This window comes from Schlegelella aquatica (assembly GCF_026013905.1).
GTDB classification, from domain to species: domain Bacteria; phylum Pseudomonadota; class Gammaproteobacteria; order Burkholderiales; family Burkholderiaceae_C; genus Caldimonas; species Caldimonas aquatica.
Genome location: NZ_CP110257.1, coordinates 873,507 through 887,565, shown reverse-complemented (window position 1 = coordinate 887,565; position 14,059 = coordinate 873,507). Strand labels below are relative to the sequence as shown.

10 protein-coding genes are annotated in these 14,059 nt (G+C 68.4%); 1 reads left to right on the top strand and 9 read right to left on the bottom strand.

All coding sequences use genetic code 11. The annotated features are described in order from the left end of the window. Nucleotides 1-53 precede the first annotated feature (53 nt). Nucleotides 54-1,148: an AI-2E family transporter gene (locus OMP39_RS04030; protein WP_264893510.1), complete on the top strand. Its 1,095-nt coding sequence runs from the start codon at nt 54-56 to the stop codon at nt 1,146-1,148. Here OMP39_RS04030 and OMP39_RS04025 read toward each other — a convergent pair. The 9 genes from OMP39_RS04025 to OMP39_RS03985 form a co-directional block, all read right to left on the bottom strand. Beyond that, entirely contained in the window at nt 1,136-2,485 is a 1,350-nt protein-coding gene (locus OMP39_RS04025; RefSeq protein ID WP_264893509.1) for a methyl-accepting chemotaxis protein, read from the bottom strand. The two genes, OMP39_RS04030 and OMP39_RS04025, sit on opposite strands and share 13 nt — an antisense overlap. A 46-nt stretch (nt 2,486-2,531) precedes the next feature. After that, complete coding sequence (locus tag OMP39_RS04020) at nt 2,532-3,242, bottom strand: RNA polymerase sigma factor FliA (protein ID WP_264893508.1); 711 nt, start codon at nt 3,240-3,242, stop codon at nt 2,532-2,534. Between the two features lie 19 nt (nt 3,243-3,261). Next, on the bottom strand, nt 3,262-4,077 hold the full coding sequence (locus tag OMP39_RS04015; protein ID WP_264893507.1) for a hypothetical protein: 816 nt from the start codon (nt 4,075-4,077) through the stop codon (nt 3,262-3,264). Further along, nucleotides 4,070-5,632, bottom strand: coding sequence for a flagellar biosynthesis GTPase FlhF (gene flhF / locus OMP39_RS04010; RefSeq protein WP_264893506.1), 1,563 nt, complete (start codon nt 5,630-5,632; stop codon nt 4,070-4,072). The genes OMP39_RS04015 and flhF overlap by 8 nt, the downstream gene beginning before the upstream one ends. Further along, nucleotides 5,629-7,716 (bottom strand): flagellar biosynthesis protein FlhA, encoded by a 2,088-nt coding sequence (gene flhA / locus OMP39_RS04005; RefSeq protein WP_264893505.1) that lies wholly within the window; start codon nt 7,714-7,716, stop codon nt 5,629-5,631. The genes flhF and flhA overlap by 4 nt, the downstream gene beginning before the upstream one ends. Beyond that, nucleotides 7,713-8,882 carry a flagellar biosynthesis protein FlhB gene (flhB, locus tag OMP39_RS04000; protein ID WP_264893504.1) on the bottom strand — a complete coding sequence of 390 codons (1,170 nt, stop codon included), beginning with the start codon at nt 8,880-8,882 and terminating at the stop codon, nt 7,713-7,715. The genes flhA and flhB overlap by 4 nt, the downstream gene beginning before the upstream one ends. Nucleotides 8,883-9,007: 125 nt before the next feature. Then, nucleotides 9,008-11,239 (bottom strand): FkbM family methyltransferase, encoded by a 2,232-nt coding sequence (locus OMP39_RS03995; RefSeq protein ID WP_264893503.1) that lies wholly within the window; start codon nt 11,237-11,239, stop codon nt 9,008-9,010. Between the two features lie 9 nt (nt 11,240-11,248). Continuing rightward, entirely contained in the window at nt 11,249-11,995 is a 747-nt protein-coding gene (locus tag OMP39_RS03990; protein ID WP_264893502.1) for a glycosyltransferase family 2 protein, read from the bottom strand. Between the two features lie 48 nt (nt 11,996-12,043). Beyond that, the gene (locus OMP39_RS03985; protein ID WP_264893501.1) at nt 12,044-13,954 is read right to left on the bottom strand and encodes an O-linked N-acetylglucosamine transferase, SPINDLY family protein; all 1,911 of its coding nucleotides are present in this window, start codon (nt 13,952-13,954) and stop codon (nt 12,044-12,046) included. Nucleotides 13,955-14,059: the final 105 nt, after the last annotated feature.

The window sequence follows — 14,059 nt, the reverse complement described above, 5'->3', positions numbered from 1 at the left end:
CCCGCCCCAACGGCCCCGGACGTGAGCAATGGCTCACCCTCCGTAGAGCGCAGATGCTCGCGCTCTTGGCGCTCACGCTGCTGGTGGTGTATCTGTGCTGGCGGCTCGTGGAGCCGTTCGTGCCCGCGCTCACCTGGGCCTTGGTGCTCGCCGTGGTGTTCAATCCGCTGCACGAGCGCATCCGGGCGCGGGTGCCGGGCAAGTCCGTGGTCGCCGCACTCGCCGTGCTGCTCGTCACGGTGGCAGTGGCCGTGCCTTCGGTGCTGGTGGCGCAGAAGGTGGCCGAGGAGGCGCTCACCCACGTCGAGAAGCTCAAGGGCGACCCGGCCAAGGCCCTGATGGACCAAGCCATCAAGCGCTACCCCGAGCTCGCCCCGACCCTGCGCTGGCTCAAGCGCGAGATGGACGGCTCGGGACAGGTGGACAAGATGGCCACTTTCGTCGTGGACGGCACCCGCCGGTTCGTCTCGGGCTCCGTCTACTTCGTGGTCGGCGCGCTGGTGACGCTGTACCTGTTGTTCTATTTCTTCCGCGACAAGGACAAGACGCTGCGGGCGCTCAGAAGGTTCGCGCCGCTGTCGGACGACGAGAGCGAGAAGGTCTTCGCCGACGTGCGCGACACGATCTACGCCATCGTCTACGGCACGTTGGCCGTCTCGCTCGTGCAGGGCGTGCTCGGCGGCCTGATCTTCTGGTGGCTGAAACTGCCCTCGCCGCTGTTGTGGGGCGCGGTGATGGCGGTGCTGGCGATCCTGCCCGTGCTGGGGGCCAGCATCGTCTGGGCGCCGGCGGCGGTGGCGCTCGCGCTGGGCGGCGAGTGGGACAAGGCGCTCATCCTCGCCTTCTGGGGCAGCGTCGTGATCGGTCTGATCGACAACCTGCTCTATCCGCTGCTCGTCAAGGGCCGCATGCGGTTGCACACGGTGCCGGTGTTCATCGCCGTGATCGGCGGGCTGCTGGTCTTCGGCACCGCGGGCGTCGTGCTGGGGCCGGTGGTGCTGGCGATGGCCAAGGCGCTCGTCGAGGTGTGGCGCCACCGGCTGCAACCCGCCCCGCCCGTCTTGATGGAGGACGGCAGCACTGCGGTGAGCGCGGCGGTCGCGGCCCCTGACCGCGCCCCCGCAGACACGGCGCCTCAGAACTGGTAGGCGAGCCGGATCGCACCCCAGTGTCGGCCCTCCACCACGATCGGCGCCGACACTTCCTTCATCAGCACGTGGCGCCCGCCGCCCATGTCGCGGCGGTACGTCTGCAGCAGGAACGGCTTGCGGTTGCGCGCGGAAGCCAAGCCCGTGCGGTCGTTGAAGATGCGCCGGTAGCGGCTGTTGGCGGTGTTCCACACCACGTCCCCGGGGCGCTGGGGCTGACAGTAGCGGCGGTTGTGCGTGGGCACGTAGCCGTTGCGGTCCACCGCGATGCAATAGACCACCTTCGGCGAGAAGGCCAGCATGCGTTCTTGCACCTGCGGAAACAGCCGGTCTGACATCTCGACGAAGCGCGTGGTGTGCTGCTGCGGGTTGGTACCCGGGATCGGTCGGTACTGCTCGTCGAAGAGGTCCGCGAGCGTCAACATGCCGGTGCGCACCGCGTTCTCGAGGAGCTGGGAGATCTGCGCCGCAGCCTCCTGCGCCGCCGCGATGTACGGGCTGTCCTCGGTCTCGATGCCGCACGCCGCGATGGCCTCCATCAGATGCTCGCTGACGCGCAGGAAGGATTCGCTGCGCTGTAGCGCGGTCTGCAGGGCCTGCGTGGCCTGACGGGCCTCGGCCTCGATCACCGCCATCTGCTGGTTCATGCCGTCGCTGGCATGGCGGCTTTCCGCGGCGGCCCGCATGATGCTGTCCACTCCGGCCTCGACCTCGGCCAGTGCCTTGTGGAACGCGCTGGCCTGAGCGCCGCTCGTCGTATCGCTGCGGATCTCGCGCGCCAGGGCGCCCACCCGGGCGTCGAGGTCGCCGACCGTGCCCATGATCTGCTTGGAGGACGCCTCGACCTTCGCCGCCAGGTCCTTGACGGCATCGGCAACGACGCCGAAACCGCGCCCGGCCTCGCCCGCACGTTTGGCCTCCACCGAGGCGTTGAATGCGACCAGCCGGGTCTGCATGGCGATTCGGGTGATCTCACGCGCAGCCTCGGCCACCTCGCGCAAGGTGTCGACGATGCCGCCCACCTCGCGCCCCACGTCCTCCACCGCCTGCCGGGCTTTGCCCACCGAGCCCCGGCTTTGCTCGGTGACGCTGCCGATCGTCGCCTGGGCCTGCTGGATGCCGCGGGCCTGCTCGGCCAGCGAGGCCAGCGCCTCGGTCTGGCGCGACGAGGTCTGGATCGTGTCCTCGATGACGCCGCGCACCTCGGCCGCCTCCCGGCCGAGCCCGGAGGCTTCCTTTTGCAGCGACTGGATGAGTGCGCGTGCATCGACCTGGGAGCCCGAGGGCTGCTGTGTCACCTCGTGCTCCGCGGACTTCTTTTGAAACAGGGTGAGCATGGCTCGTCTCCTCATTTGTATGGGCGGCTCTGTCGGCCGCCCTCGATCACCAGCCGCGCAGCTTGACTCGCAGGCGCGCGATGGACTGGCTGTGCAACTGGCAGACGCGGGACTCGGTGACGCCGAGTACGGCCGCGATTTCCTTCAGGTTCATGTCCTGCTCGTAATACATGCTCATCACGTATTGCTCCCGCTCGGGCAGCGTCTTGATGGCTTCCACCAAGGCGCGGCGCAGCCGCTGGTCGTTGAGTATCCGCAGCGGGTCGGCCTCGGTGTCGGCCACGTGGCGGTCGAGGTAATCGTCCTTGTCGCTGCCGCCGATGTCCTCGATGTACACGAGCTGCGTGCCTCGCACCTTGTTGAGCAGGTCCTGGTACTCGGCCAGCGTGATCCCCATCTCGCGGGCGATCTCGCTTTCCTGCGGGGGTCGGCCGAGCCTTTGCTCCAGCTTGTGGACGGCGGCCTCGATCATGCGTTGCTGCTTGCGCGTGCCGCGGCTCATCCAGTCGGCGCCACGCAGTTCATCGAGCATCGCTCCTCGGATGCGCTGGGTCGCGAACGTCTCGAACTGCACGCCATGCGCGGCGTCGTACCGGCTCAGTGCGTCGTTGAGGCCGATCATGCCGACCTGGATCAGGTCGTCGATCTCCACGTTGGCCGGCAGCTTGGCGATCATCTGATGCGCGAGGCGGCGCACCAGCGGGCTGTACTGCTGCAGCATCGCGTTGTGGTCGAGGCGGCCTTTGGCGGTGTACATGCGCTACTCGCTTGGAGGATCAGTTGAACGCCCGAGGGGCATCGGCGGGCCGGCCCGAGGCGCCGGCCATCGGCCCCCACAGGCTGGCCTCGCCGTCCTGCACCGAGAACGGCAAGGCGTAGTGCAACAAGTTCATGGCCAACTGGTGCAACGTCTGGGCGAGCACGTGCTCGCCGTCGTGCACGGTGCTTGCGACGGCGGCCAGGTGCGCCTGCGCAGCGAGGAAGTCGGCCGCGCAGCGCAGCAACCTCAGCGCCGCGGGCGGCACGCCGATAGCCTGCTGCGCGCAGTCCATGACCACGGCATGGTCGAGCAGGCCGGCGTAGTGCACCAGCACCTTGATCGAGGCATAGGCGTGCTTCAGGCTTTCGGCATCGTCCCCGCTGAAGACCAGCGGGCGCACGCGCCGGCCCGCGAACAGCCCCGACAGCACCGAGGCGTCGGCGTGAAAGAGCACCACGTCGGCCGAAGGAGCTGCCTCGCGCAGGGCTTCGAAGAGGAGCGAGGCCGACCCTTGCGCCTCACCGAAACAGGCGAGCGACCCGGGCGCGGCGGCCAGCACCGAGGTGTGCGCGTCGAATTCGTCGATCCACTGGCCCAGGTCCAGATCGCGCGCCAGCGCGCCGGCCACGTCCACCCCGGTCGTGTAGACGCTGGGTGCCGCGTCCACCACCAGCGTGTGCAGATCCTGAGCGGCCAGGCCGTGGCACAGGCCTTCGAGCAGCAGGTGGCTGCCCGGCGTGTGCGGGTTGGCCGCCACCGGCAGCAGGTGCACGGTGTGATGAGCGAACAGCCGGCGCAAGCCGTGCGCCTGATCGACGCCCCGATCAAGCATGCAGACCTCCCGCTGCCATGCCGGTCCACGCGGGCCGCCGAGGCGGCGCGGTGAAGACGAGATTCACGTCGTCGGCATCGAGCCGGTAGGCACTGCTGCCGCCGCCGCGCATCGCGCGATGCACGAGCGCCTGCGAGGTCATGCGGTGCCAGTCCTCCGGCACGCGCTGCCCGTTGGCCACCCCCACGATCTTGAGCTTGTGGCGGATCATCGCGTCCAGGGCCGGTCCGAGCTTGACGGCTTCGTCCAGCTTGGACAGCACCACCCCCTTGCACTGGTGGGCACGGTAGGCGATGAGCACGTCTTCGATCGTCTCGCCTTGCGAGGCTGCGTTGACGACCAGCAGCCGCTGGATGCTGCGGTGACCGACCATCTCCAACAGCTCCTGCGTGCGGCTGTCGCGCTGGCCGATGCCGGCGGTGTCGATGAGCACCATCTTCTTGGCCGACAGCAGGTCGAGCAGGTCCTCCAGCGCCGAGCGGTCGTGCGCGGTGTGGACGGCGCAGCCGATGATGCGGCCGTAGGCGCGCAGCTGCTCATGGGCGCCCACGCGGTAGGCGTCCAGCGTGATCAGACCCAGATTCGAGGCACCGTACTTCGCTGCGAAGGCCGCGGCCAGCTTGGCGGTGCTCGTCGTCTTGCCCACCCCGGTGGAGCCGACGAGCGCGTACACCCCGCCCTGGTCCTCCAGCGCCGGCTCGGCCTCGCCGGTGAGCAGGTTGCGTTGCAGCACGCCGCCCACCCAGGCCTCCAGGTCGCCGACATCGTTCGGCGCGGCGGCCGCGAGCTTGCGGATGAGCACCGGCGAGAAGCCGCAGTCCAGCAGCTTCTGGGTGAGCTTGGCCTGCTGGGGGTTGCGCTGCAGCTTCTCCATGAACGCGAGCGCGCCGAAGCGTTCCTCGATCAGGCCTTTCATCTCGCGCAGCTCGTGCAGCATGGCGCGCTGCTCCTGCTCGACCTGCAGCGACAGCGCGGCGGCGGGGGCGGCGTTCCATGCCGGCTCGGCGGGCGGGGGCACCACGGGCACCTCCGCCACGCTGCGCGGGCCCAGGCCGGGCGTGCCCGGATCGGGCAACGGGGCGGCGGCGCCCAGGCCGCCCTCCACGCTCGGTGCAGCCGCCGCCACGGCAGCAGCCGGTGCCGCCGGCCCGACAGGAGCGCAGGCCGCGGGCAGCGGCGCGGCCGCCCGCGCAGCGCTTTGCATCGCGGCCTGGCGGCGCTTGAGCATGCGCTCGCGCACATAGTCCTGGAACGAGAGCGTGCTCATCGCCAGGCGCTCGACGTCCTGCTCGACCGCTGCGGCCGCCGGGGCGGCGGGCTTGGCGGCCGGCTTGATGGCCGGCATGCGGGGCGCCGGGGCACGGGGCGCGGCAGGAGCGGCCGCATGGGCCTCGAATTTCTCGATCTGGGCAACGCTCTCGGGCGCCATCGCCAGCACCTCCACGCCTTCCTTGCAGGGGCGGGTGGACAGGATCACCGCGTCTTCGCCGAAGGCCTGCCGCACCAGCACGAGGGCCTCGCGGGAGGTGGCCGCAACGAATCGTTTGACGTTCATGAGTGCGCTCCGATGATCGAGCCGATCCGGATCGAATGGGTGTCAGGAATCTCGCTGTGCCCGAGCACGGCCAGCCGGGGCGCGGCCCGCTTGAGCAGGCGGGCGATGGGCGCGCGCACGGCGTCGGGCACGAGCAGGCAGGCGGGCACGCCGAGGTCTTCCTGCTTCTTGGCCGCTTGCGCAGCCGACTGCGTCAGCGTCTCGGCCACGCCGGGGTCCAGGGCGGCGCCGTGGGGCGACGTCAGGGCCTGGGTCACCAGGCGTTCGAGCTCCGGCTCGATCGCGATGACGTCCAGCTCCTTCACGGGGCCGTAGATCTGCTGCACGATGGCCGGCGCCAGGGCGATGCGCACGCGGCGCGCCAGCTCGGCCGGGTCGGTCACGTTGTTGCCGGCATGCTCGGCCAGCGTCTCGACGATGGTGCGCATGTCGCGGATGTGCACCGACTCTTCCAGCAGGAGCTGGAGCACCTTCTGGAGCGTGGCCAGGCTCACCAGCTTGGGCACCACGTCTTCCATCAGTTTCGGCGCGAGCTTCGTCACGTGTTCCACCAGTTGCTGCGTCTCGGTGCGGCCCAACAGCTTGGCCGCGTGGACTTGCATCAAGTGTGAGAGATGGGTCGCCACCACGGTCGAGGAATCAACGACCGTATAGCCCGCCATTTGCGCGCTTTCGCGCTGGCGCTCGTCGATCCACACGGCCGGCAGCCCGAAGGCCGGGTCGGTGGTGGCGGTGCCGAGCAGCGGCGTGGTGGCGTGCCCGGGGTTGATCGCCAGGAACATGCCCGGGAAGCACTCGCCCTCGCCCACCACCGCCCCGCGCAGCGTGATGCGGTAGACGCTGGGCTTGAGTTCGAGGTTGTCCCGGATGTGCACCGCCGGCGGCAGGAAACCCACCTCCTGCGCGAACTTGCGGCGCACCCCCTTGATGCGCGCGAGCAGGTCGCCCTGGCGGTCCTTGTCCACCAGTTGGATCAGGCGGTAGCCCACTTCCAGCCCGAGGATGTCCACCGGCTGCAGGTCCTCCCAGCTCGCCTCGGCGTTCGGGTTGGGCGCCGGCGTGGGCGGCGCCACCTGCTCGGCCCGACGGGCCTGCTCCTCGCGGCGTTTGAGCCACCACGCCGCATAGCCCAGGCCCGAGGCGATGGCCAGGAACGTGAGGTGCGGCATGCCAGGCACGACGCCCAGCAGGCCGATCACGCCGGCCGTGATCCCGAAGGCGCGCGGCGAGTTGAACACCTGCTTCAGGATCTGGCTGCCGACGTCCTGCTCCTTGCCGACGCGCGAGACGACCATCGCCGCCGCGATCGAGATCAGCAGCGCGGGGATCTGCGCGACCAGCGCATCGCCCACCGCGAGCAGCACGTAGGTGTTGGCGGCCTGTCCGATCGGCACGCCGTGCTGCGCGACGCCGATGATCAGGCCGCCGATGATGTTGATGAAGAGGATGAGGATACCGGCGATCGCATCGCCGCGCACGAACTTGCTCGCACCGTCCATCGAGCCGAAGAACTCGGCCTCGTCGCCCACCTCCTGACGACGGCGTTTGGCCTCCTTCTCGTCGATCAGGCCCGCGTTGAGGTCGGCATCGATCGCCATTTGCTTGCCGGGCATGGCGTCGAGAGTGAAGCGCGCGCTCACCTCGGCGATCCGCTCGGCCCCCTTGGTCACCACGATGAAGTTGATGACGACCAGGATGGCGAAGACGATGAGGCCGACGGCGAAGTTGCCGCCGATGAGGAAGTGCCCGAACGACTCGATCACCTGACCGGCGGCGCCCGTGCCGGTGTGCCCGTTGAGCAGCACGACCCGGGTCGACGCCACGTTGAGCGACAGGCGCAGCATGGTGGTGAGCAGCAGCACCGCCGGGAAAGCCGCGAAGTCCAGCGGCCGCACCATGTACGCCGAGACCATCATCACCATCAGCGCCGTGGCGATGTTGAAGGTGAACAGCACATCCAGCATGAAGGGCGGCAGCGGCAGCACCATCATCGTGAGGATCATCACCACGACGAGCGGCGCGGCCAGCGCCTTCAGTGGCAGGCCGCCCACGAGCGGCTGCAGGCGTTGCAGTGCGGCATTCATTGGTCAGACTCCTGCGCGGCGTCGGCGGTCGCGGCGCGCTGGTGGGGGTCGAGTTCGGGCGGCACGTCCAGCGGCGGCAGCTCGCCCGGCATCGGCGCCTCGCCGCGCATCGCGGCGCGCAGCTGGTACACATAGGCCAGCACCTGCGCCACCGCGCCATAGAGCGCGACGGGGATCTCGCGGTCGAGCTCGGCGTGCGCGTAGAGCGCGCGCGCCAGCATGGGCGCCTGCAGCACGGGCACCTTGTGCTCGCGTGCCAGGTCGCGGATCTGCATCGCGATCAGGTCGGCCCCCTTGGCCACCACCCGGGGCGCGGCCATCTTCGCCTCGTCGTACTTGAGCGCCACCGCGTAGTGCGTGGGGTTCATCACCACCAGGTCGGCCTTGGGCACGGCGGCCATCATGCGGCGCTGCACCATCTCGCGCATGCGCGCCTTCATCTTGACCTTGACCTCCTGGTTGCCCTCCAGCTCCTTGTGCTCCTGCTTGGCCTCTTGGTGGCTCATCTTCAGGCGCGAGAGGTACAGGTGGCGCTGCAAAGGCACGTCGATCGCAGCCATGAGCGCCAGCGCGATCAGCAGCAGCCCGAGGCCGCCCAGCATCAGCCGGCTGGCATCGGCCAGCGCGGCCGGCAGCGCGACCGCGAGCGTGCCGTGGAACTCGCCGAGGTGGCGGTGCAGGTAGAAGGCGCCGATGGCGCCCAGCACGAGCGCCAGCACGCTGGCCTTGAGGGCTTCGACGAGGTTGTGCTTGGAAAAGAGACGCCCGAGCCCTCCGATCGGGTCGAGCTTGGAGAACTGCGGCCGCAGCGGCTTGAGCGTCCAGTTCCAGCCGCCGAGCGCCAGGTTCGCCCCCAAAGCCGCGGCTGCCATGAGCCCCCCGAACGGCACCGCCACGAGCAGCAGATTGAGCGCGGCCGCGGCCAGCCGCTCGCCCATCGAGGCCGGCGCCGCGACGTCAGCCCAACCGAACCGAAGCGCCTGGGCGACGAAGTCTTGCAGCCAACCGGCCAGCGCCGGCGCCACCACCCCGAGCGCCAAGAGTCCGCTGCCCACCACGGCGAAATGCGCGAGGTCCCGCGAACGGGGAACCTGGCCCTCCTCGCGCGACTTCTGGATCTTGCGCGCGGAGGCGGGTAAGTGGCGGTCTTGCTGGTCGTCGGCCATGGCGGTGGGAGTTCACCGCCATTCTCAAAGTCTGCACCGCGTACTTAAGGGCGAAAAGGCGGGTGGATTCCGCCTTGTTTCGCCGCACGCGAATGACGTCGGCGGCCGACTGCTCCGACCCACTTCTAGCGGCGGCCGCCCGCCAGTTCTTGCAGCACCGTGACTTCGTTGCTCCGGTGCGCAGCGAGCATCCGCGCGAAGAGGGTCTCGGTGTCGGCGCGCAACAAGGCTGCGGCATCGTGCAGCGCCGACAGGAGTTGAGCCCCTTGGGTCGATATTTCCTCCAGCACGGCCGGACAGGCGGTGGCCTCCAGATGCCCTGTGAACTGCGTCACATACCGGCTCTGCGCCCGCACCCACTGCGCCGCCTCGGCGTCGAACTCCCAGTCATCGCGCAACGGAACGATGCGGCCTGCGACCTGCGTCACGCCCCGCACCATCCCTTCGGGGGTCGCGTTCAGCAGCTCCAGCACCTCGTTGTTCACGAAACTGCGGGTGGACAACAGGCTCATCACCTGCAGCGCATCGTCCTCCCGCAGACCGTAGGCCTTGCGCAGCGCCGACTCCTGCTGGTCGTCCTCGACGAACTCGCACAAGTACACGAGGGGTCGATCCTCAGAGCCGAGGCGCAGATCCGCAAAAAGCTTGGCGATCGACGATCCGGTTCCGCATAGATCGACGATGACCGGGCTTGCCTCGAAGAGGCGACGGCAGTACTCGAGATAGAGAGGATCACCCGAGGTGCGCGCGACGCGTGAGGTGTACCAGTAGCGGCTGACCGGTTCGGCGCGTCCGGCCGCCGTCCGCAGCGCATCAAAGGCCATCTTCAGATGCCGTCCGTCCCGGGAGGCGAACAGGGCCTGGGTGCCGCCACCCTGCGCCATGTGGACCAGAAGCATGGCCGAGGCCGCTACCAGCACCGGCAGATTGAGCTGCGTCTGCAGCCTCAGCAGCCAGTCGGGCATGTCGCGGGCCGACGTCATCAGCCGCGCCGACCTCAGCGCCTGGGCGAACTTGGGGAAGCCGTTCGCGTACAGGTGCTTCTCGACGGGGGTGGGCTGAGCGAGCGAGGTCAGCGTCGCGCGAGCGCCATGTCGGGCAGCGGTCTGGACGTCCGAATGATGGTTGTCCCCCAGATGGACGGCACGCCATCCGGCGCGGTCGAATTCCTGCCAGACCCGCCCCGTGCGCTTGCCATGGCTCGTGCGCACGATGGGGACGTCCAGGCGCAGACCGGCCTTCTCGAGCAGCAGGCGAATCGCGTCCTCCGGGAGGTACATGTCCGTCACCAGCACGCTGTCGCCGTCGACCAGGTCCAGCTGGTCACGCACGGGCACCACGTTCTCCAGCTCGAGCTGCAATTCCATCGACGCGATCTCTTGCGCCTGCTCGGGTGAGAGGTCGAGCGCGCGGGCGAGCTCCGCGTAGATGTCGCTCAGCTCGTACTCGCCTTGCTCCACCCGCCGCTCCGCGTCGAACCGGGCCTGCGCCAGGCCCGCAATTCCGCTGCGGCGCTCCAGCTCGACGAAAAGGGGCTCGGGCCGGATGCAATGCCGGGCGATGAGCGTGTCGAAGATGTCGAACGTGCGCACGCCGCGCCGGGCCGCGGCAGGCGGCGTGTGGCCCATGCCGCGCTCCAACGCTGCCGCGTCGCCAAAAATGAGGTTGTAGTCGGTGCGCGCCAACTCGATGTAGCCCTTGGCGCGCATCGCTTCGGCAAACCCGCGCTCCGCATCATGATGATAGTGACGCGAAGGTTCGGTGACGATGAACACCGGCCTGCGCGGCAGCACAGAGGCGCGAATCACCTCCAGATCCAGTCCCTCGATGTCGATGGACAAGAGATGAAGTCCCTCGGGGAAGCAATGCTGGAGCAGTTCGTCCAAGGTGACGGTCGACACCTCCACCGTTCGCTCGACCTGGCCGATCGCACCGAACGAGCGCACGTGCTGCGCATCGATCGACGACAGCTCGGAGTTCGTCGCGATGTTGATCGAGACCTTCTCGGGGTACCCAGGGGGCACTACCGCGTAGTGCAGCACCTGGTCGGTGGGCCGCACCCGTTGCAGATCGGGCACGAGGGCCGGGTTCGCTTCGACCAACACCCCGCGCCCGCCCCACTTGTGCTGGAACAGGTACGTATTGCTCGTCTGGATCGGGTGGTTCGCCCCCACTTCCAGATAACGAACCGACGTCAAAGGCAGTCCCTGCCGCGCGAAGTACGACTTGAGCGTGGCCTCCAGGATGAGATCCTCGCCAAGCTGCCCGTACTGCTCCTGCAGGAAAGTGGGCAGACGGTTGGGCGATACGTCGTGTTCCCTGCACTTCGCCGCGATCCACGGGTTCTCTAGCTTCATTCCAGTTCCTTACCGCGTGCGTCCGAGCCGCACGCCGCTCAGACGCCGCACGATCTCGACCTCTTCAACGCTCAACCTCCGCATCCAATCCGCCGTCGGCAGGGCCGAGATCGCGGGCTTGGCATAGGCGGGAGGCTCCTCTCCGACGAGCCGGAAATAGTCGGCCCAGGTACATAAGTAGTTCACGGTCTTACGTCCGGTGGTCGCCGCCTTCAATCCATCGGCACGCAAGGATTGCAAGAAGAACCGGTCACCCAGCGGCGCCATGGGCCGCGGCATGAGCGCCCACCGCGACAGGGTGTGGAACGCACCCCGACAGAAGAAGTAGCAGTTGGTGTCCACGTGTCCGCCGGACACGTCCTCTGCAATGCCCAGCGGCAGGACGCTGCCGTCGTCTCTTACCAGATAGCGCAGCGTCACCACGTAGTCTGGCTTCTGTTCGTCCGCCACCTTCACGCAACTGCTCACGTGCTCGGGGTGATACCAGTTGTCGGCATCGAGGAAGCACACCGCATCGCAACCCTCGCTGGCTGCCAGCAGTGCGCCCAGCGCGCGAGGAGTGTTGCCATAGTCGCCGTGCTCCCTATCCAGCCGCAGGTGGCGGACCGGCTCATCGTCGATCCACGCCTGCGGATGCCCATCGGCCACGACGAAGTGTTCGATGCTCGCGTAGGTTTGATCCTTCACGCTGCCCAGACAACGCCGCAGATAGCTCTCGGGTTCCTTGTAATAGGGCGTGATGACGGCAACTCGCATGAGGGACTCGACAGAAATCGTGGAGACTTCCTTCCACCGCCCGTCGCCCTACGCCACGGCGGGTAGATGGTCCGGCGCAAGACCTCGGACGCTGCGGTCGGCCATGGCCTCGTACAGCCTTTCGATGTCCCGGGCGAAACGGGAGCTGTCGAAGAGCCGCCCCTGGCGCGCGCCCGCCAAGGCGTCGCGCAGCGATCGGCGACGCTCGAAATCACGAGCCAGCGCGACTGCGCGCTCGACGAAGCCGGCAGGATCGTCGGCCACCAGTTCCTGCAATCCGACCGCGCAGTTCAGGCTCGCCGCCACGCGGGACGCGAAGCTGCGCCCCTTCTTCGTGACGACCGGCACGCCCGCCCACAGCGCGTCACTGGCGGTGGTGTGGGCGTTGTAAGGCCAGGTGTCCAGAAAGACATCGGCGTTCTGCAACCGCGCGATGTGCTGCTCGTAGCGAAGCAACGGAGCCCAGACCAACCGCTCGGGCTCGATGCCTCGTGCTTGCGCGTGGCCGATCAGGTTCTTGCGCACCTGCTCGTTCCACTCCAGCAGCCACAGCACGGACCGGGGAACCCGGTGCATGACCTCGCACCAGGCGTCGAAGACCTCCGGCGAGATCTTGTACGGCTGGTTGAACGCGCACAGCACGACGGCGTCCTCGGGCAGGCCCGCCTGCTCGCGTGTCATGGGCGGTGGCAACGCCCGTTGACTGTCGTTCGGCTGATAGCACAGCGGCATCTGCGCAATCTTCTCGGTATAGAAGGGGGCGTCCTCCAAAGGGGTGACTACGGGGTCGCCGATGACGTAATCCATCCACGGCGCCCCCGTCGTGCCGGGATAGCCGAGGAACGACACCTGCACTGGCGCGGCGCGGTAAGCGAAGATCTCCGGGCGCGATTCCTTCGTGTAGCCCTTGAGGTCCACGAGGATGTCGATGCCGTCTGCCCGGATGCGCCGGGCCGCCTCGTCGGCGCGCAAGTCGCTGATGTCCACGAACCTCTCCGAGCCCTGCCGCACACGTTGGGCGAGCTCCGAGCCGTCGTCGCGGCTGTGCGAGTACAGCGTCACTTCGAACCGCGTGCGGTCATGGGCTTCCAGGGACCCCGCGAAGAGCAGCGTCGTCGCGTGGTGGAAGAAGTCGCTCGAGACGTACCCGATACGCAGGCGCCGACCCCGCACGGCAGGCATCGATGGCGATTCCAGCGGCGCGACCCCCCGTGCGGCATAACGGGCGGTCACCTGGGCCGCACGCAGATGAAGTGCGGGGTCGTCGAACAGCGCCAGGTTAGGAAAGGCGGCAAGCGGTCGGTCCTCCTCCCCCAGCGCCTCGATGGCATCTCGCAAGGCCCTGGCGTCTTGCGCGCCGTCAACCCACCGGCACACCTCTCGCTCGCGGTGTGCGAGCAGGCCCAGCAGGTTCAGATCATGCTCGCCGCAACCCAGCGTGAGGGCCGTGCGAAAGCACTGGGCCGCCTCTTCCTTCATGTCGACGACGTTGAAGCAGTATCCGAGGTGGGCGTGCGCAGGCGCCAGGTCGATCTTGCGAGCCAGCGCCTCCATGTAGGCTTGGATCGCCTCGCGCGGCCTTCCTGCCGCTTCGAGCGCCCTGCCCAACTGGAAATGGAACGCCGCGTCGGCGCGCACGCGCTCGGGCGCACGCTGCATCAGTTCCGCAGCCTCCAGGGGGCGCTTGAGTTCCATCAAGCAGTGCACGGCCAGCGCCTGAGCGACCTCGTGGTCCGGCTCGATGCGAAGTGCCTGCTGCACGGTCTCCAAGGTGTCGGCATGGCGGCCTTGCCCCAGCTGGGCCCGCGCGAGGTTCAACAAGTAGACGACCTGTTTCGGTTGCAGTCGCACGGCCTGCCGGAACGCGCGCTCGGCTTCGGCCCACTGGCCGCGGGCCGCGCAGCTCTTGCCGCGCTCCCAGCTGCGGTGGGCTTCTGAGGCGGTTTGCGCGTGGGCCATCGGCGTTCCTCCTGGAATGACAGGTGCACTGTAGGACGCCCGCCCCCCTGGGTAAGGCCCGAAGAACGCCGCAAGGACGGTGCATTTCCCCGCCCGCGACCGGTC